Genomic DNA, 17,322 nt, shown 5'->3' on the forward strand with positions numbered 1-17,322 from the left:
CTATTCACTTTTTGCTGTACCCATCTTGCCTAATTCCTGATTGGGTCTCAGGCTCTGGGGATTGATTGTATTTGTCTTCATATCCAGAATTCTCATCTCATGGATAAAACCTTCTTTCTGAAGATTAGATTCGACAGCTAATCGTGAAGGGAGAAGAATGCCCTGATAATCTTTGTAGTCTTTAAAGAGAGCAGCTCCCGTAAGGAAGCCATATAGTTCCCGGATGGTATACTCCATTTTTACTATGCGCTTACTTTCTTTATCTATCCATATCTGGTATTGATCAATGTCTTTTTGTGGCTCGGGACTTTTCCAGGAGGCCAAAACTCCTTCGCAGCTAATCCCTTCGATTTCCTTTTCCCCCGCATAAACAAAAACATCAGCCTCCAATATCCTTTTGGGAAATTCAACAAAATACTGATAGGTGGGAATCCAAAACTTGATGTCCTTATCATCTTTGAAAATCGCTTTTCCTGCCTCATCTAAGGTATAGGTTTGCCAGGACTGAATTCCCCAGCTTTTGCCTGCTCTTTTTCCAGAAACAAATTTCAACTGCCCATCGAAACTCCCGGGAATATAAGACAGGATCATTTCGGTTTTTTTTTGCTTAAAGGGGCTTCCGCTTTTACCTACAAAGCTCAAAAATTCATCCTCGAAATTTACCTGATAAGCATTGACACTATCCCAATTGTCTACTCCATGAGCTATAGCCATTTCCTGGAGCAAACCAATAGCCTTCTCAGCATCCTGGCCGGACTTGGCTTTTTCTGTCCTCAAATCAGCGGTTCCAAAGAACAAACTGCATCCGCCCACCAGCCCAATCAGCAAAAGACCTAGCAGAATTATTTTTATCCAGGAGTTTTTCATTCTATTTTATTTAGTTAATTTTATAAATCTAGTTACTTTTAGTAACCAAATCTAAAGCCTTTACTTCCAATAGTCAATAAGTTTCGATGAGCACCGCTAGTAACCCAAAAGAAACCCACATTGATTCTCAGTTACTTGAGACGAAAAAAAGAATGGAAAAACTTTTTGGAGGTCTTGATCCTGACAATCCGCCAGAGATTTGCCCGATTCGGGATATTTTATCTTCGGTTACTGATAAATGGAGTATCCTGATTGTAATTTTCCTGGGGGCCAGAGATGTACTGCGCTTCAATGAATTGAAACGGCTGATTTATGGGATTTCCGCAAAAGTCCTAACGGAACGCTTGAAGCGACTGGAAAGAGATGCCTATGTTTCACGCAAAGTTTATCCGGAAGTTCCGGTTCGGGTAGAATATCGATTGACTGACTTTGGCTATTCCTATCTGGAACAATTACTCAATCTCACAGAATGGATAGATATCGCTATGCCGGAGATTGTGAAGCAGCGTCATCGTTTTGATGAGGTTGTGAAGAAAAGGGAGAAAGGGAAAGTTTAAATTATTGTTGCCGAGCCTGGCTGGCATTATTTAGGTCTCTTCGCAATGAGCAGTATGCTGAGTATTTGCAAGTGCTCGGGATCAAGGGTCAGGATGAACAATCGATTTTTAATCTCATGTTACTTTTTCCCCGATCTATCATACAAACTGCTACATGAAGACTTACATTTATCTTACAGCTGTCCTTTTACTTTTTGCTAGCTGCAAAAAAACAGTTGTTACCGAAAGTACTATGGGGAAAATACCAAAAAGAGCCGATCAGAAATCTGGAGATAATCGAGTGATCATTTCAGCTGAAATCGTAGAAAAGACCTTTGTAAACAAAGCTGGAAAAGTAACAGATAAAAAGGAATTTTATATACGTAGGTCCATCCAGGATTACTTTATCAAATTTTGTGAAAGTGGAGTGAGCAGGGATGAATTAAGAACTGCCTGGGAAAAAGAAAGTGGATTTATCAAAACTCTTAGGATGGAAGTTGAGTTTAGAAAAGGAAAGTGGGACGATTGCGGGGAAGAAGAAGTTGAACTTCAAAGTCGGCTAGGGGAGTATGCGGTCCTCCATAGGATTTTCTAAACATGTTGATACTTAAATCTTTTAGTCTACTCTTTTTCCTATTCTCTTTTCTGATTTCACATGCGCAAGGGCTTGCTGATTACCGCTGGGAATCCCGAATGGTATTATTGATTGTGGAAGATGAAGAGCTTCCTGTATTTAAAAAAGAGCTAATGGAATTGATGGAGGATGAAAAGGGATTAGCTGAAAGGAAACTCATGATCATTCAAATCACGCCTAAGCAAAGCCGTATATTATTTTCTGCGGGAGAAAAACGAGAAATAAATCCTTCCCTTTATCGACAATTCAAACCTACAGAAAACCCATTCAGTTTCATCCTCGTGGGATTGGACGGAGGAGTCAAACTCAGAACAGATGAATTCGTAAGCAGAAAGTATCTCTATGCACTCATTGATGGCATGCCCATGAGGCAAGCCGAAATGAGGGAGAAAAAGAATAAAAATTAGCACATGGACCTGAAACGCAATAGAATTCTCTATTTAGCACTCATCATCTTTACCATTGGGATAGGCCTTATGTCCCGAACTTCATTTGTCCCACAATCTGTCTTACCATACTTAGGGGATATTCTATACACCCTGATGTTTTATTTCATCTTTGGCTTTCTATTTCCTGAGATGCCACGAGCTAAAGTTGCTATGATTAGCATCGGCCTCTGCTTTCTCATCGAAATCAGCCAGTTATACCAGGCCGACTGGATCAATGAGCTGCGTGCTAACCGACTGGGAGGTTTGATTCTGGGCTTTGGTTTTCGTTGGAGTGATCTGCTCTGCTATACCATGGGTGGGCTTTGGGGATACGGATTGGAAACTTACGGTCCTCTGGCAAAAAGCATAAGGAAATAAGAGAGCTCCCTTGCTGAGAAGGCTTTATAAAAATGACGATTTTGGCGACAAAGTTTTCAATGCACCTAAAACAATAGGTCCGAATCCCTATGCGAGGATCCGGACACTCAAATTGCAATCAAACAATCGCCATAGCTTGTTTGCCTATTGATTCTTCTTAGCCGTAGTTTGGCTGATATTCATAAAATCCTGAGGAAGTCCCCACAAGGGAATACCTGTCGGATTGATCATCAATTTGGTATTAGGAGAAGAGGCAAGCTTCGTAAAGGCCTCAATCGCCCGATAGCGTAAAACTTCTTCTGAAAGAGAGGCTCCCAACAATTGATTGGCTTTGGCTTCTGCTTCTGCCTGTAATCGAGTCGCATTTGCATGGGCTTCTGCCCTAAGCGTCAGGGTTTGTTTTTCTGCCTCTGCTTCCAGGATTTTTACTTCCCGTTCTCCCTTGGCCTCGATAATTCTTCTCTCAGCATCGGCCGTTTGTTGCTGCTTTACAAATTGCATGCGCTGAGCCTCTTGTTCAGCTTCCAGCTTTTCTTCAATAGCACGGGTAAGCCCGGCTGGGAGTTTGATACTTTTCAGAAGCACATTGTCAATGATGATCCCGTATTTCTCCAGGATTGAATTCATACGGTTTTTTATCTCGGATTCTATATTTGCCCTTTGCCCTGAGTGCATATCCTTGGCAAAGAATCGAGCCGAAACATCTGAAGTTGTGGATCGGAAAACCGGCATGATCAACTGACCCTGATAATTCAGCCCGACTTCCTTCAGTAAAGAAGCAGCCGATGCTGCAGAAACATGGTACTGGATAGATATTTCAGATTGTATCGTCAATCCTTCTTTAGAAGGTAAAGGGAGTTCAACCCGCACATTCACGATTTGGGTAGGGATTCTAAAAACGGTGGTATTGAAAGGATTGATATTCACCCGGCCCTCATATAAGACCTGAGGATCAATAACTCCCCGCACACGTTTGACTCCAACCATTCCCTGATTGATGGTTACACAGGAGTTGAATAAGGATAAAATAAAGATCGCCAATAGAAGATTTCGCATTACATTCATTGTTTAAATGGTAAAGGTGGAAATTGTCTATCGGTATGTGCAGGATAAAATTAGGGAGATTCTCTGGATTACTATGACACGCTTGTTCAGGCAAATGACATACTTATACATTCTCAACATTTTCATTCCTATCTTTGAGCTCAATTCTAGCTTTTCATGAACTTATCTCTTCTCAAAAGAAAGATTCTTAACCGGGGTGCGTACTATATTTCCCTATGGAAATTGAGACCCTTGCTAGCTGATTTAAATGAGGATTCTCTCGTCCTGGATTGTGGAGCGAATATAGGCGAGATCAGCCAGCAATTTTTGCAAACTGGGGCTGAGGTGATTGCCTTCGAACCGGATCCCACAGCATTCGCCTTATTGGAAAAAAGATTTAAGGGAAAAAAAGGGATTCAACTGATCAATAAAGCGGTATGGATAGAAAATACCCGGCTTAGCTTCTATTTACATGAAGACCGGGAGGAAGACCATGCAGAGCTGACCGTAAGTTCTTCTGTCTATGGAAATAAGAAAAATGTGAGCCAGGAGCATAAACTGGAAGTCGAGGCTATAGATCTTATTGAATTCATAGAGAAATTGGATAGAAGAGTGAGTTTGATTAAAATAGATATTGAGGGGGCCGAAACGGATATTTTATACAAAATGGTTGAGGCCGGTACATACGAAAAATTTGACCTGGCAGTGGTTGAAACGCATGAAAGCAAAATACCCGGCCAGGACAAGGAAATCGAAAAGATAAAGGCCTTATTCGAAGAAAAAGACATCGACAATATAAAACTCAACTGGATCTAAAACTGATGAAGAAACTTGCTATTCTACTACCTACTATCCTTTTGCTTTGGGCCTGTTCTGAAGTGAAAAAGACTTCCCCTATGGAAGCGCCACTGAAAGCCCCTTTCGAAAATATCGACACCCTTGCCACCAATGATTGGTGGAACCGAGGCCCAAATGAAATCATAGATCTCAAGGTCGATAGAAAAGAGGTGATTGCATTTGGGATGTATACAGTGGCCAATCAAACCTTAAAATTGAGTGCCCAACTCTTTCCTCTGTATCCTGATGAGACAAGAGAAGTCAAACTGGAAATAAAGCAAGGTGAAAAGTGGGAAGAAGTTCAGACTCAGAAAGTGAATGATCTGGGATGGTCAGCTTTGTTTCGCGTGGAGAACTGGGATACTTCTCAAGATATCGCTTATAGACTGAGGCATGGAAAAGAGGCAAGTTTTGAAGGCTTAATTCGTAAAGATCCCAAAGACAAATCCGAGATTGTACTGGCTGCTTTCTCCTGCAACAGCAATAAGGATAGAGGAGATAGAGCAAACTATGTTCGCAATGTAAATCATCATGACCCTGATCTGCTATTCTTTGCTGGAGATCAATCTTACGATCATAAAGAGCATACAGCCGCCTGGCTGAAATTTGGGATGCAGTTTAGAGAATTATTTAGAGAAAGGCCCTGTATTACCATTCCGGATGATCATGATATCGGGCAAGGAAATATTTGGGGAGAATATGGCAAGAAAGCCTCCTCTTCTGCAGGTCCGGATGGCGGCTATTTTTATCATCATGAGTATGTGAAGATGGTGGAAAGGTGCCAAACAGCTCATTTACCTGATCCTTTCGACCCCAAACCGGTTGAACAGGGAATAGGAGTGTACTTCACCAATCTAATCGTAGGAGGAGTTGATTTTGCCATCATTGAAGACCGGAAGTTCAAGTCAGGTCCGGAAGGGAAAATTCCTCAACAAGGCCCTCGACCCGATCATATCCGCAATCCGGATTATGATCCTAAAAGTGTAGATGTGGAGGGACTTGAATTATTGGGACAAAGACAATTGGACTTTCTGGATAGCTGGGGAGAAAACAAAGAGAATAATGTAATGAAGGCAGTACTTTCTCAAACCGGTTTTTGTGGAGGCGCTCACTTGCATGGGAAAAAAGAAAATCGCCTGCATGCAGATATGGATTCAAATGGTTGGCCTCAAACGGGCCGAAATAAAGCGATCAAGGCTATCCAAAAAGCCAATGCCGTACATATAGCAGGAGATCAACACCTGGCAACTATAATCCATCACGGAAGCGATGAATGGGAAGATGGTCCCTGGGCCTTTGTTGTGCCTGCTATCGTGAACAATTACTATAGTCGCTGGTGGTGGCCGGAAGATGAAAAAGCCGGAGAAAATGGCAATGACGTTTTGCCCTGGACCGGACGCTACCTGGATGGCTTTGCGAATAAAATCACCATGCAGGCCTATGTAAATCCAGATAGCCACTCCAGTGGTGCGGGTTATGGTCTGATTCGCTTTGATAAAACTGAAAATGAAGTAACTTTTGAATGTTGGCCGCGTAGCGTGGATGTAACCCAGCCCGATGCTCAGCAATTCAAAGGCTGGCCCTTTACTGTTAATATGGACTAAAATGAAAGTACTTAAATTTCTCCTTTTATTAAGTATGGTTTCCTGGGGATGCACTGCTTGTGAAGATCCGGGGCCTCCCATTGCGGAGATAGGAGAAAAACTGGACCCTCCTTTTTCCGGAACCATTTTTCTGGATGGAGATATCATCACCTCAGCAGATCCTACGACTTTTACAGGCCTGGTAGACGCGGGGAAAGAAGCCAGAACCATGTACGACCGCCGTGCCAATGATTGGGTACAATTGGAGCCCTGGCTCTTTAATGCAAGTTATGACGATGGCCTGAGTATAGAGATGCAGGTAAACCCTGAGTTTGGTACACAGGATCAGGCAAGAGTGGAAGCTGAAAAATATGCAGAAGTTATCGGCCGCCTTCCCACTTCCTTGAGAAAGGATGTGGAAACCTCCTGGATTCATAAAGGCGTAAATCCCTTTGGAGGAGGAAATAGAAATCTCCTCATTCATGTAGGCCAGGCAGATCTGTATGTCAATGATGGCATCCTGGAAGAAACCCTGGTGCATGAAGCCAGTCATACCTCTCTGGATGCAGAGCATGCGAGCTCAGCTGGATGGAAAGCGGCTCAGGAAGCAGATCCGGCATTCATTTCCACCTATGCAAGAGACAATCCCGAAAGAGAAGATATAGCCGAGAGTTATTTGCTCCATTTGGCCCTTAGACATAGAGGAGATAGGATTTCCCAGGAATTGAAGGATGCCATCACCCAACATATTCCAAGCCGATTAACTTATTTTGATTCCCTCAACCTGGACATGTACCCCATTGACTAAGAGATATGAAATCGAATCTATTGTATTCTGCTCTATTAATGCTTGGAATTGCTTTCGCCTGTAAAAGTACTGATCCCCTAACAACTGCAGGAAAAAGCTATCAAATGAAGCAGGATTATATTTCCTTGAAAACAGTTATGGAAGGACTTGAAACTGGAGTAGATAAGAGCCGTTTGCAAGAATTATTGGGAGAACCCATTGATATGGGTTTTGATTATCGATACCTATTGGATTCTACAGGACCGGAAGGTTGTGTGGTAGGTGCAGTATTTCACCTGGATAGTGAAGGAAAAGTGGACGATAAATGGATAGGGGAAATATGTGAGTAATTAGCAGTGGCAATCATACCATTGATGCACGATGCGGGCAAGCTCATCTAAATGTGAAAGAATTGCCTCTTCCCCTACATAAACCTCTTCTCCATCTTTAAGCGAAATCTCCTCTTCCTGCTCAGAAGGAAGCAACTTTTTCGCCAAAGATAATTCTTCCAGTTTCTCAACAATGCTTTGATAAGCAGTTGATGTGGGTGAAGCAGTTAAGACAAGCATATGTTCTAATTTATTAGGTTCAAAATTAGGGATAAATCCCAAACTTATGGCTGGTGAAATCATTTTCGAAACCTCAAGGCTCCGGATACGCGAATATTTGTTTTCTGATCTCAACGCTATTCATGAATACGCCTCCAAAGCTGAAGTTGTTCAGTATCAGAACTGGGGACCCAATCGTTTGGAAGATAGCCGACAATTTTTAGCTGAGGTCATGAACTGGCCAAAACAAAATCCGCGCATGAGTTATGGTTTTTGTATTGCTTCGAAACCAGACAATCATTGTATGGGGGGATGTGGGATTTATTTGAATAAAGAGGGCCTGGATAAAGCCAAGATCGGCTATATCTTGAATCCAAAATTCTGGAAGCAGGGCTATACAACAGAAGCTACTCAAGAACTTGCTCGTTATGCCAGCGAAGAGCTGAAGATTGGGCTTGTTGAAGCAACCTGTGATGTGAGAAATATTGCTTCAAAGCGTGTCCTGGAAAAATCCGGATTTGAGCTGGATCGTTTGCTTGAGAAACACTATCTCCAAAAAGGAATTATGCGGGACAGCTATCTGTATCGCTATCTTGGTTCAGCTAGCACATAATGTATTTCTGCTATACGAAAACAAAAAACTAATCTCTGCGGTTCCATGAGCAAAACACCATCGATGAACCTTAGATACCTGTTGGGATCACTCATTTCCCTCCCACTTCTTCCGCTAATTTATATTCAGTCTCTCAGAATCCGCGCAAAGGTGCCTCAATTACCAGAAGCAGAAGAGAGCCGAGGCATGCAGATCAAAAAATCAGGCTCAGGGCAACGTATTCTATTTTTAGGGGAAAGTACAGTTGCTGGTATAGGAATAAAAAAACATGAAGACGGGATCGCAGGGACCTTTGCCCGAGAATATTCTGATTATACGGGAGAAAATGTATCCTGGAGGGTGTATGCAAAAAGTGGGTATACGGCTGAAGAGGTCTATAATCAGATCCTTCCGAATATAGAAGAATCGAAGGTTGACCTTTTTGTCATTGGTTTAGGAGGAAATGATGCCTTTACCCTAAATTCTCCGGGAAACTGGATCAAGAATATCGAAAAGATCATCAATCACCTACAGAAAAAATATCCCGATACAGCTATTGCTTTCCTCAATATGCCTCCCATCAAATTATTTCCAGCCTTTACGCCGCAAATCAAGTTCGTCCTGGGAAACCTGGTAGAAATTCTGGGGGATGAATTGGAAGCTTATGTAGCTAAGCGCGAAAATGTGTATTATTATGCAAAGCGGGTGAGTGCAGAAGACTGGAGTGAAAGATTAGGAGTAGAGGCGAGTGCAGAGGATTTGTTTAGCGATGGCGTGCACCCCGCAAAGATCACCTATCAACTCTGGGCGCAAGATATGCTCAGGTATTTGGTAGAAGAAACAGACTTCGAAAGCAGGATCAGAGTGATAGCTTGATGGCTAATTCCTGATTATGCGTTTCTTATATTTATTCATTTTAGTATCCCTTTTTTCCTGTTCCCCCAAGCCTCAAATCTATGAGATTGCCGAGGAGAAAGACATGATCCCAGAAGGGATTGCCATTGATCCTAAAAGTGGGAAAATCTATCTGAGTAGCGTTCATAAAAAGAAAATAGGGGTCTTTGATCCCGAAACAAGCTCATTCAAAGATTTTATTACCTCAGGTCAATACGGATTCAAAAGAGGAGTGGGGATGAAAGTATTTGATCAAATGCTTTTCGCCCTGGGAAGTGATGAGGAAAGTGGAAAAGGAGCTTCTATCTTATTGGTGTTGGAGCTCGAAAGTGGAAATCTGATAGATTCCTTTAGCCTGGAAGATTCAACTTCTCACTTTTTAAATGACCTTGTAATTGATGGGCAAGGCAAGATTTATCTGACTGACACAGAGGGGCATGGGATTTATGCATTGAACTATCCAGAGGGGGAGATAGAACTGTTTTTTCAGGATGAAAGCATTCGCTATCCAAACGGAATTGCTCTTTCTGAAGATGCATCAAAGCTATTCATTGATTCCTGGTCTGATGGGATTCGGATTCTGGATCTGGAAAGCAAAGAGATACTTAATGACCAACATACACCAACTTCCGAGTTTGGAATTGATGGTTTGTCCTATCATGCCGGATCTTTGTACGCCATTCATAATTCAGGTGAGGATCATAGCAAATATGGTCTCTACAGAATTCCGCTATTGGAGAATGAAAAAGTGCTGGGAGATCCAGAAGCTGTGCTTATTGGACATCCTAAAATGAATGTCCCAACTACGCTGAGTATTCTGGAGGGAACTGCCTATATCCTGGCGAACAGTCAATTGGATAATCTGGATCAGGAGAAGAACCAGATTTTGTCTTATGAGCAATTAAGTCCTACATTTATTATTAGACTAAAGCTTGATACCAATTAGGATAATGGATATACAAGAAATTCAAAAGCTCATATCTCAAGGCAGGATTCAGAAAGCCCTGGATGCCATTGACAAGCATATCGAGAAAGAAGATCCTCGAAAAAAAGACTTTATCCTAATATCGTCTCAATTCAATATGCTGAAAAGAGATGAAATGATGGGATTAGTGATGCATGAGGAAGTTCAACAATCCCAAAAGAAGATCCTTCAATCTCTTCTTGATTTATTTATGTGATTTTTACGCAAAAAACTTCTCAATAGCCCAACCTTCGAGACCGATAGCCGTATCTATAGTATATTTGCGTAAAAAATACACATAAATACCATGCTAGGATTTAAACACATAAAATTTGATTCCATGACCTATGTTCTCCATTTCAAAAATGGAGAAATAAAAAGAGAAGGGAGAGGGCTTTCCTTCTTTTATTTTGCTCCCAGTAGCTCAATAGTTGCTATCCCTATGGGCAGCAATGATCTTCCCTTCTTTTTTCAGGAATCCACCCGTGATTATCAGCAAGTGAGTATTCAGGGCCAAATCAGCTATAAGATTAACAGTCCTCGGATCCTCGCTGACGTTTTGGACTTTACGGTCAATGAGGATGGAAAGTATAAGAAGAATGATGTCGAAAAGCTCAATCAGCGCATCATCAATGAGGCCCAGACTTCGACTTCCGCTTTTATACACGGGATAAGCCTAAAGGATGCTATTCGTTCGGCTCAGGACATTGAAAGCCGTATCCTTCAAGGCTTACAGGAATCTGCTGTGATAAATATGCTGGGAATAGAAATATTAGGGGCCAATATTCTGGCAGTAAAGGCCAGTCCTGAAATGGCAAGGGCCCTGGAAACAGAGACACGAGAAAAGCTTCAACAGGAAGCGGATGAAGCCATTTATGAGCGACGAAATTTTGCCGTAGAACAGGAGCGAAAAATCAAAGAATCAGAATTGAATACGGAGATTGCAGTCGAAGAAAAGCGCAAGCAGATTTCTGAGAAAAAAATGGAGGCATCGGTCCAGCAAGCAGAAAATGACCGGAAGTTGAGAGAAATGCGAGTCGATGCAGATATTTCAGTAGAAAATCAGCGAAAATCCCTGATTCAACTTCGTACCGCCAATGAGAAAAAACAAGCAGAGACCAAGGGTTTTGTGCTGGAAGCAACACTCAAACCCTATAAAGATCTGGATTGGAAAACCTTGATGGCTTTGGGGAATAATGCAGATCCCAAGCTAAATATAGCATTGGCTTTCCGTGAACTGGCTGAGAATGCAGACAAAATTGGCAATCTCAATATTAGTCCTGAATTGCTGGAAAGTATATTGCAATCCGGTGGGAGAGGAGGGCGGAAATGAGCATAGAATATGGAATCCTCGTCAAGACCAAAACGCGGCTTGAATCTTTGATCGAAAGATTCAATACGGCTGCTCAGGCAAAATTTTACCTGGAAAGAATGGGGGGAGATTTTGAGGCCTATGAAGAAGAAGATGCGATCTATAAAGAATCTCTCCTTAAAGTCCAGCGAATCTTTTCTCGTATCCTCAAAAACAAAATCATAGAACGAGCTTTTCTTCCTTCTTACATTTTCACAAAGAAGAATCTCATTCTTGTGTTGGGGCCAGATGGTTTACTTGCCAATACAGCCAAGTATGCCCAGGGAGTACCGATCATTGGCATCAATCCGGACCCTGAACGCAATGATGGAGTATTACTTCCTTTTCAAGCCGATAACTTTGGAGAAGCAGTTGTAAAGACAATCAAGGGGCAAGCACGTATAGAAAATAGAAGCTTTGCAGAGGCAAAGCTAAACGACGGCCAAAGACTTTTGGCATTCAATGATCTCTTTATTGGGGCAGCCTCTCATGTTTCGGCTAGATATCGAATCAATTTTGAAGAAAGGAGTGAAAATCATTCCTCCTCAGGATTGATTGTTTCCACACGCACAGGCTCTACTGGCTGGTTGAGTTCTATCTTCAATATGGCATACGGAATTGTAAAGACGTTTGACCAGGAAATTTCCCAATCACAACCCCAAATGGCGGAAAACGAATTATTGTTTGCTGTGCGGGAGCCATTCAAAAGCCTACGATCTCAAACGGATATTTGCATGGGATTCATAAATGCTCAAAAATCCCTTCAATTAGAATCACATATGCCTTCCGGTGGGCTTATTTTTAGTGATGGTATAGAAGAAGATTTCCTGCATTTCAATAGTGGTTCCATTGCGAGTATAGGACTAGCAAAAGAAAAAGCACGTTTGGTGCAGGCTTGACTCTTTCGCCTTAGTTCCGTTTCCCTTAAAAAGGAAACGCCCACATTTGGTATTCTTTATTTCGATATTGAATCCGCCCTGGGTTCCCAAATTTTTCCTTATTTAGCACAAATCTTCAAAATCAATGCCCCATCCTCGAAATAAGCATCAGACTACGTATGATCTCCCAGCATTGATAGGAGCTTTGCCTGAACTAAAGGAATATGTGAAACCCAATAAATACGGCAAGCAAAGCATTGACTTCTTTAATCCAAAAGCGGTAAAAGCCCTGAATAAAGCCATACTCATCCACCAATATGGACTCAAGGATTGGGATATACCTGATGGCCAGCTTTGTCCCCCTATTCCAGGTAGAGCCGATTACTTGCATTATGCGGCAGACCTTTTGGCAGAAGGAAACAAAGGAAAGCTTCCCCAGGGCCATAAAATAACATGCCTGGATATTGGGACCGGAGCTAACTGTATTTATCCTTTGCTGGGAAGTAGTATTTATAATTGGAAATTTATAGGAACAGACTCACAAGAAAGTTCGCTTACTATTGCTCAGAAAAACCTGAATTCAAATCCACAATTGATTGAGTACATAGAGCTGAGGCGGCAGAAAAACAAAGAGAAGATATTCTCTGGAATCTGGGAAGAAGGAGAATTTATCGATCTGGTGATAACTAACCCTCCCTTTCACGCATCAGAAAAAGAGGCCCGAAAAGCGCAATTGAGAAAGCTTAAGAATCTGAAGCACAATAAGCAGCCGAAATTCAAATTGAATTTCGGAGGAAATGCAGAGGAACTATGGTGTGAAGGGGGAGAAATAGGCTTCATAAGCCGTATGATTAAGGAAAGTAAGAGCAGAGGAACTTCCTGTTTTTGGTTTACTAGCCTGCTTGCCCGTGAAAAACATATTCCCCCACTTCAAAAAATCCTAAAAAAAGAGGAAGCTCTTCAAGTGAAGATCATTCCGATGGGGCAGGGCAATAAAATAAGCCGACTTATTTGTTGGTCTTTTTTGAGTAAGGATCAGCAGACTAAATGGGCAAAAGCAAAATGGTAGAAAAGATTTTGATGATAAAAGCCTTTTCTTCTGATGTATTAAAAAATACATACAATGTGGATACTCAAAATAGACGTTCATCCCTAAGTTGAGCCTCCCTATTATGACAATGAGCAGGTCTATTTCAACTGGATCACAGAGGCATATGGATATACCCATGTCAACCTGGATCATAGTAGGGCACAAGGAGTAGAAGCTGGTGATATCTTCCAATGCATCTACAGACATAAGGTGACCAATGGGAATGCTGAAAAATTTGGAGAAAGAATTGAGAAGGATTATAAGCTGATAGGTCGCTTTATTCCCTGTGTTGTCGGACACGAAGATGAATTGGCAGCAAAGAGTTCACAGGCTTTTTCAATCGGTTTTTATAAAGCTATTGCCTCCGGGAGGGAACTGGATTTTGCTTTTAAGTTGGGGCAAAACGCCATACGTCTGGAAAATCCCGATGAAAAGGGCCAGCCTTTCTTGCTGATTAGGTGAATAAAAAGGAAATTGTTGCTAGGAAAATGAGCCTAAAGCCGCATGGATATAACTCTTTCTGACGGTCGAAATTTAGCCTATGAAATCTACGGCCCCACGGATGGATTTCCCATTCTGGGATTTCATGGGACCCCCGGTTCCCGACTTTGGTTTGTCGAAGATGATCCCCTTCTTTTTGAGCTCAATATAAAACTCATTACCATAGATCGTCCGGGTTTTGGAGATTCTGATTCACTTCCCAATAGATCCATTTCTGAATTCAATACAGATGTAAAGGAATTGATAGATCAACTTGATCTGTCTGGATTTTCTCTATTCGGAATTTCAGGAGGAGGAGCTTATGCAGCGGCTTTCGCAGCTCAGGGGCATATCGGCCTTCAAAAAGTGGGTTTGGTCGCAAGTATAGGGCAGTTTAAAAGAGGCAAAGCCCCTAAAGAAATGTGCAGACCTAATAGAGTGGCATTTCGTTTGGCTCGAACATTCCCTTTCCTCATCCGCTTCATCTATCAACAACAAAAATCCCTGATAGACCATAAACCGGAGTCCTATAAAAAATCCTCCAGGCTAGGTATATCTCATCTATGCCCCTCAGATCAGGAAGTAATGCAAAAGACAGAAGTATTAGATGCGATGCTTTTGCAGATGAAAGAAGCCTTTAAGCAGGGGGTAAAGGAAGTTCCTATTGAGTTGAAACTCCTTGCCAGCCCCTGGGATTTTGAACTTCAGGAGATCAAAGTGCCTACTTTTATTTGGCACGGAACTGCGGATACCCTTTCTCCCATTTCATCAGCAATAGACCTGGCCCAAAAAATCCCCAATGCTCAAACTTTTTTTCAGGAAGGGAAAGGGCATTTTCTGGATGAAGATCCTAAGGTATGGAGACATATCCTTCAAAATCTTAGTGCCGGCTAAGATGCGAACCCATGGTCTGTTTTCCTTTCTGCTTATTTATCATTTTTCGCCCATTATAGTACAAACTGGGATAGAATATTATATTTTTTGGAGCACCCAGTAGTCTCTTTATGGGAAAGATTTAATGGAACTTTTGTAAGAAATGGATTGAAGTATAATTATTTGCATTTTTTCAACATTATTGCGAAATAGGGTATTTTGGTGCAGATTAACGTAAATCTGATAAGGCATGAATAAAGCCTGCCCGGTCCTGCTCCGGCATAAAGGGAAATACACGCAAATTCTTGCTTTCCGGCATCCGCGGGCTGGTATTCAATTGGTCAAGGGAAGCATTGAGGCCTGGGAAAACCTTCCCAGGGCCTGCGAACGCGAATTGTGGGAGGAATCTGGCATCAAGGCCGAAGCAAAAACCTTCCTGGGAGTTTGGGAGGCTGATTTTGAAGAACAAATCTGGGGCTTTTACCTGATGGATTATGAACGGGAAATTCCCGAGAGTTGGGAACACTATTGTGAAGATGGAGGAGGACATGTCTTTGAATTTTTCTGGCAGGATATCGGGGCTCCTTTGACAGGAGATTGGCATCCTTTGTTTCAGGGAGCCATAAGATTTTTGAGAAATAGGTGTTAAGCTTTTCCTATCTTGCTCCCGCAAAAGACTGAAGCGGTGAGAAAAACCATTGGACTAATTTCAGATACACATGGCTTGCTGAGACCCGAAGCAGTAGAGGCCCTGAAAGGCAGTGATATAATTATTCATGCAGGTGATATTGGGAAAGCTGAAATCCTGGAGGAATTGGCTAAAATAGCACCGGTATACAGTATCCGTGGAAATATCGATAAAGCCGATTGGTGTCAAGAATATCCGGAGACCGAAGTGGTCGAATACGAAGGCCTTTTCTGTTACGTGATCCATGACCTCAATGATTTAGACCTCGATCCCAAAGCTGCCGGTTTTCAAGTCGTTATCTCTGGTCATTCACACAAACCCAAAGAATTTATCAAGGAAGATGTCCTCTATATAAATCCCGGAAGCGCAGGCAAAAGGCGTTTCAAACTGCCCATTACCTGCGCTAAATTATATTGGGATGGAGAAGTGTTGGAAAGTGAAAGATTCGAATTAATTCAAATTCCTTCTTAGGCTTGCTCCGACTGAATTTCTTTCGCAATCTTCTGGCACTCATCTAGCACCCGCAATAGATTTCCACTCCATAATTGGGAAATTTCTTCTTCTGAATATCCTCGCCTTACCAGTTCCAGGGTAACATTAAAGGTCTCGCTGGCATCACTCCATCCGTCTATTCCACCGCCCCCGTCAAAATCCGAACTGATGCCTACATGGGCCAAGCCCATTTTCTTGACCAGATAATCAATATGATCCACAAAATCCTTGACATCTACCGGGTCGGCTTTGGCTTTTACTTCATCCATGCGAGGCTTGGCAAGCTCGCGGATTTTCATATACATCTCAAAGTATTTGCTTCTTTCCTCCGCATTCATCTTTCTGATCTCGCTTCTTTCTACCATCTCAAATCCTTGCTCCTCTGCAATCTCTTTATACAATTCATTGCGCTTTTCATTGAAAGCATTGTGTTTATCAGTATTGAGGTAGCTGCTGAAGGCAACGGTTTGAACTACTCCACCATTTTGCTTCAGTAGCTCCAATTGCTCATCATCCAGGTTTCGACTATGGTTGCAAAGTGCCCTTGCCGAACTATGAGAAGCAATGATAGGTGCTTTTGACAGTTCGATCATGTCTATCATGGACTTTTTAGAAGGATGAGAAACGTCTATCATCATCCCATATCTGTTCATCTCCTTGATGACTTCCTTCCCCAATTCACTAACTCCATTATGTAACCAAACACTATCGGCTTCTCCTGTATTGGAATCGCACAATTGACTATGTCCATTGTGAGAAAGAGACATGTATCGTGCACCGAGATCGTAAAACTTCTTCACATTTGAGATATCTGTTCCAATGGGATATCCATTTTCAATGCCGATCATGGCAACCTTTTTTCCAGCTTTGCTGATTCTCCTCACATCCTCCGAATTATAAGCCAATTCTATTCTGTCTGGAGCCATTTTTTCAGCCAACCAATGGATGGAGGTAAATTTATCCATGGCATTTTTGTAGGCTGCTGCGTATCCTTCTTCGTCCAACTCTCCCTGTCCGGTATAAACAATAAACCAGGCTACATCCAGCCCCCCTTCTTCCATTTTTGGAAGGGTTATCTGTGTGCTGAGGTCCTGGGTATAATTCTTTTCTTCGGTAAAATTGGAAACATTGATATCATCATGCGTATCCAGTGTGATCACTCTTTCGTGAACTCCCTGTGCATATGCGACCAATTCCTCTTCAGACATATCCGCGACATTGATCGCTTGCTCCTTTACGCCTCCCCCGCAGGAAGCCAGAAAAAGAAAGAGAGAGGATAGTAAAAAGTAAGTAAATAGTAAGCGTTTCATAATAGATCGAAATTTTGCGTGTAGAAACCCAAGTAAGTAAAATCAGGCTGCAATTCCGATCCATATCT

At 42.1% G+C, this 17,322-nt stretch carries 23 protein-coding genes; 19 read left to right on the plus strand and 4 right to left on the minus strand.

Annotated elements, in window-relative coordinates:
* Complete coding sequence (locus tag R8P61_05820) at positions 1-867, minus strand: hypothetical protein (GenBank protein ID MDW3646554.1); 867 nt, start codon at positions 865-867, stop codon at positions 1-3.
* A 152-nt stretch (positions 868-1,019) separates the two neighbouring features.
* Between R8P61_05820 and R8P61_05825 the strand changes: the two genes are divergently transcribed.
* The 4 genes from R8P61_05825 (at position 1,020) to R8P61_05840 (ending at position 2,843) form a co-directional block, all read left to right on the plus strand.
* Positions 1,020-1,424 (plus strand): helix-turn-helix domain-containing protein, encoded by a 405-nt coding sequence (locus R8P61_05825; protein ID MDW3646555.1) that lies wholly within the window; start codon positions 1,020-1,022, stop codon positions 1,422-1,424.
* Between the two features lie 154 nt (positions 1,425-1,578).
* On the plus strand, positions 1,579-1,998 hold the full coding sequence (locus R8P61_05830) for a hypothetical protein (protein MDW3646556.1): 420 nt from the start codon (positions 1,579-1,581) through the stop codon (positions 1,996-1,998).
* A gap of 2 nt (positions 1,999-2,000) precedes the next feature.
* The gene (locus R8P61_05835; GenBank protein ID MDW3646557.1) at positions 2,001-2,444 is read left to right on the plus strand and encodes a DUF4174 domain-containing protein; all 444 of its coding nucleotides are present in this window, start codon (positions 2,001-2,003) and stop codon (positions 2,442-2,444) included.
* Between the two features lie 3 nt (positions 2,445-2,447).
* Positions 2,448-2,843 carry a DUF2809 domain-containing protein gene (locus R8P61_05840; GenBank protein MDW3646558.1) on the plus strand — a complete coding sequence of 132 codons (396 nt, stop codon included), beginning with the start codon at positions 2,448-2,450 and terminating at the stop codon, positions 2,841-2,843.
* 144 nt (positions 2,844-2,987) lie between these two features.
* Here R8P61_05840 and R8P61_05845 read toward each other — a convergent pair whose 3' ends face one another.
* Positions 2,988-3,899, minus strand: a complete 912-nt coding sequence (locus tag R8P61_05845) for an SPFH domain-containing protein (protein ID MDW3646559.1) — start codon at positions 3,897-3,899, stop codon at positions 2,988-2,990.
* 165 nt (positions 3,900-4,064) lie between these two features.
* On the opposite strand from R8P61_05845, the gene R8P61_05850 reads away from it, so the two are divergent.
* From R8P61_05850 to R8P61_05865, 4 genes are read left to right on the plus strand one after another with little or no spacing between them, the layout of a single operon-like run.
* A complete protein-coding gene (locus R8P61_05850) occupies positions 4,065-4,703 on the plus strand; it encodes an FkbM family methyltransferase (GenBank protein MDW3646560.1) in 639 nt (212 codons plus the stop codon).
* A gap of 5 nt (positions 4,704-4,708) precedes the next feature.
* Positions 4,709-6,328 (plus strand): hypothetical protein, encoded by a 1,620-nt coding sequence (locus R8P61_05855; GenBank protein ID MDW3646561.1) that lies wholly within the window; start codon positions 4,709-4,711, stop codon positions 6,326-6,328.
* Position 6,329: 1 nt separating this feature from the next.
* On the plus strand, positions 6,330-7,115 hold the full coding sequence (locus R8P61_05860; protein ID MDW3646562.1) for a hypothetical protein: 786 nt from the start codon (positions 6,330-6,332) through the stop codon (positions 7,113-7,115).
* A 5-nt stretch (positions 7,116-7,120) separates the two neighbouring features.
* Entirely contained in the window at positions 7,121-7,444 is a 324-nt protein-coding gene (locus tag R8P61_05865; GenBank protein MDW3646563.1) for a hypothetical protein, read from the plus strand.
* Here R8P61_05865 and R8P61_05870 read toward each other — a convergent pair whose 3' ends face one another.
* A complete protein-coding gene (locus R8P61_05870; GenBank protein ID MDW3646564.1) occupies positions 7,445-7,663 on the minus strand; it encodes a hypothetical protein in 219 nt (72 codons plus the stop codon).
* Positions 7,664-7,709: 46 nt separating this feature from the next.
* On the opposite strand from R8P61_05870, the gene R8P61_05875 reads away from it, so the two are divergent.
* The 11 genes from R8P61_05875 (at position 7,710) to R8P61_05925 (ending at position 15,923) form a co-directional block, all read left to right on the plus strand.
* Positions 7,710-8,255 carry a GNAT family protein gene (locus tag R8P61_05875; protein MDW3646565.1) on the plus strand — a complete coding sequence of 182 codons (546 nt, stop codon included), beginning with the start codon at positions 7,710-7,712 and terminating at the stop codon, positions 8,253-8,255.
* Positions 8,256-8,318: 63 nt separating this feature from the next.
* The gene (locus tag R8P61_05880; protein MDW3646566.1) at positions 8,319-9,110 is read left to right on the plus strand and encodes an SGNH/GDSL hydrolase family protein; all 792 of its coding nucleotides are present in this window, start codon (positions 8,319-8,321) and stop codon (positions 9,108-9,110) included.
* 16 nt (positions 9,111-9,126) lie between these two features.
* Positions 9,127-10,074: an SMP-30/gluconolactonase/LRE family protein gene (locus R8P61_05885; protein MDW3646567.1), complete on the plus strand. Its 948-nt coding sequence runs from the start codon at positions 9,127-9,129 to the stop codon at positions 10,072-10,074.
* 4 nt (positions 10,075-10,078) lie between these two features.
* Positions 10,079-10,309 (plus strand): hypothetical protein, encoded by a 231-nt coding sequence (locus R8P61_05890; protein ID MDW3646568.1) that lies wholly within the window; start codon positions 10,079-10,081, stop codon positions 10,307-10,309.
* Positions 10,310-10,399: 90 nt separating this feature from the next.
* Complete coding sequence (locus R8P61_05895; GenBank protein ID MDW3646569.1) at positions 10,400-11,425, plus strand: SPFH domain-containing protein; 1,026 nt, start codon at positions 10,400-10,402, stop codon at positions 11,423-11,425.
* Entirely contained in the window at positions 11,422-12,342 is a 921-nt protein-coding gene (locus R8P61_05900) for a sugar kinase (protein MDW3646570.1), read from the plus strand. The genes R8P61_05895 and R8P61_05900 overlap by 4 nt, the downstream gene beginning before the upstream one ends.
* A 124-nt stretch (positions 12,343-12,466) precedes the next feature.
* On the plus strand, positions 12,467-13,390 hold the full coding sequence (rlmF, locus tag R8P61_05905) for a 23S rRNA (adenine(1618)-N(6))-methyltransferase RlmF (protein MDW3646571.1): 924 nt from the start codon (positions 12,467-12,469) through the stop codon (positions 13,388-13,390).
* Positions 13,391-13,621: 231 nt separating this feature from the next.
* Positions 13,622-13,873, plus strand: coding sequence for a hypothetical protein (locus R8P61_05910; GenBank protein MDW3646572.1), 252 nt, complete (start codon positions 13,622-13,624; stop codon positions 13,871-13,873).
* A 42-nt stretch (positions 13,874-13,915) separates the two neighbouring features.
* Positions 13,916-14,785, plus strand: coding sequence for an alpha/beta hydrolase (locus tag R8P61_05915; protein ID MDW3646573.1), 870 nt, complete (start codon positions 13,916-13,918; stop codon positions 14,783-14,785).
* A gap of 229 nt (positions 14,786-15,014) precedes the next feature.
* Positions 15,015-15,413 carry an NUDIX domain-containing protein gene (locus R8P61_05920; protein ID MDW3646574.1) on the plus strand — a complete coding sequence of 133 codons (399 nt, stop codon included), beginning with the start codon at positions 15,015-15,017 and terminating at the stop codon, positions 15,411-15,413.
* Positions 15,414-15,449: 36 nt separating this feature from the next.
* On the plus strand, positions 15,450-15,923 hold the full coding sequence (locus R8P61_05925) for a metallophosphoesterase family protein (protein MDW3646575.1): 474 nt from the start codon (positions 15,450-15,452) through the stop codon (positions 15,921-15,923).
* Here the strand turns inward: R8P61_05925 and R8P61_05930 are convergent.
* Positions 15,920-17,254, minus strand: coding sequence for a dipeptidase (locus tag R8P61_05930; GenBank protein MDW3646576.1), 1,335 nt, complete (start codon positions 17,252-17,254; stop codon positions 15,920-15,922). The two genes, R8P61_05925 and R8P61_05930, sit on opposite strands and share 4 nt — an antisense overlap.
* Positions 17,255-17,322 lie beyond the last annotated feature (68 nt).

It is taken from the genome of Bacteroidia bacterium (genome assembly GCA_033391075.1).
Lineage (GTDB): Bacteria > Bacteroidota > Bacteroidia > J057 > J057 > JAWPMV01.

What these genes read in the sequence shown, in the direction of transcription:
- R8P61_05820 (MDW3646554.1), bottom strand. Translation starts at nt 867, where the DNA reads ATGAAAAACTCCTGGATAAAAATAATTCTGCTAGGTCTTTTGCTGATT.
- R8P61_05825 (MDW3646555.1), top strand. Translation starts at nt 1,020, where the DNA reads ATGGAAAAACTTTTTGGAGGTCTTGATCCTGACAATCCGCCAGAGATT.
- R8P61_05830 (MDW3646556.1), top strand. Translation starts at nt 1,579, where the DNA reads ATGAAGACTTACATTTATCTTACAGCTGTCCTTTTACTTTTTGCTAGC.
- R8P61_05835 (MDW3646557.1), top strand. Translation starts at nt 2,001, where the DNA reads ATGTTGATACTTAAATCTTTTAGTCTACTCTTTTTCCTATTCTCTTTT.
- R8P61_05840 (MDW3646558.1), top strand. Translation starts at nt 2,448, where the DNA reads ATGGACCTGAAACGCAATAGAATTCTCTATTTAGCACTCATCATCTTT.
- R8P61_05845 (MDW3646559.1), bottom strand. Translation starts at nt 3,899, where the DNA reads ATGCGAAATCTTCTATTGGCGATCTTTATTTTATCCTTATTCAACTCC.
- R8P61_05850 (MDW3646560.1), top strand. Translation starts at nt 4,065, where the DNA reads ATGAACTTATCTCTTCTCAAAAGAAAGATTCTTAACCGGGGTGCGTAC.
- R8P61_05855 (MDW3646561.1), top strand. Translation starts at nt 4,709, where the DNA reads ATGAAGAAACTTGCTATTCTACTACCTACTATCCTTTTGCTTTGGGCC.
- R8P61_05860 (MDW3646562.1), top strand. Translation starts at nt 6,330, where the DNA reads ATGAAAGTACTTAAATTTCTCCTTTTATTAAGTATGGTTTCCTGGGGA.
- R8P61_05865 (MDW3646563.1), top strand. Translation starts at nt 7,121, where the DNA reads ATGAAATCGAATCTATTGTATTCTGCTCTATTAATGCTTGGAATTGCT.
- R8P61_05870 (MDW3646564.1), bottom strand. Translation starts at nt 7,663, where the DNA reads ATGCTTGTCTTAACTGCTTCACCCACATCAACTGCTTATCAAAGCATT.
- R8P61_05875 (MDW3646565.1), top strand. Translation starts at nt 7,710, where the DNA reads ATGGCTGGTGAAATCATTTTCGAAACCTCAAGGCTCCGGATACGCGAA.
- R8P61_05880 (MDW3646566.1), top strand. Translation starts at nt 8,319, where the DNA reads ATGAACCTTAGATACCTGTTGGGATCACTCATTTCCCTCCCACTTCTT.
- R8P61_05885 (MDW3646567.1), top strand. Translation starts at nt 9,127, where the DNA reads ATGCGTTTCTTATATTTATTCATTTTAGTATCCCTTTTTTCCTGTTCC.
- R8P61_05890 (MDW3646568.1), top strand. Translation starts at nt 10,079, where the DNA reads ATGGATATACAAGAAATTCAAAAGCTCATATCTCAAGGCAGGATTCAG.
- R8P61_05895 (MDW3646569.1), top strand. Translation starts at nt 10,400, where the DNA reads ATGCTAGGATTTAAACACATAAAATTTGATTCCATGACCTATGTTCTC.
- R8P61_05900 (MDW3646570.1), top strand. Translation starts at nt 11,422, where the DNA reads ATGAGCATAGAATATGGAATCCTCGTCAAGACCAAAACGCGGCTTGAA.
- rlmF (MDW3646571.1), top strand. Translation starts at nt 12,467, where the DNA reads ATGCCCCATCCTCGAAATAAGCATCAGACTACGTATGATCTCCCAGCA.
- R8P61_05915 (MDW3646573.1), top strand. Translation starts at nt 13,916, where the DNA reads ATGGATATAACTCTTTCTGACGGTCGAAATTTAGCCTATGAAATCTAC.
- R8P61_05920 (MDW3646574.1), top strand. Translation starts at nt 15,015, where the DNA reads ATGAATAAAGCCTGCCCGGTCCTGCTCCGGCATAAAGGGAAATACACG.
- R8P61_05930 (MDW3646576.1), bottom strand. Translation starts at nt 17,254, where the DNA reads ATGAAACGCTTACTATTTACTTACTTTTTACTATCCTCTCTCTTTCTT.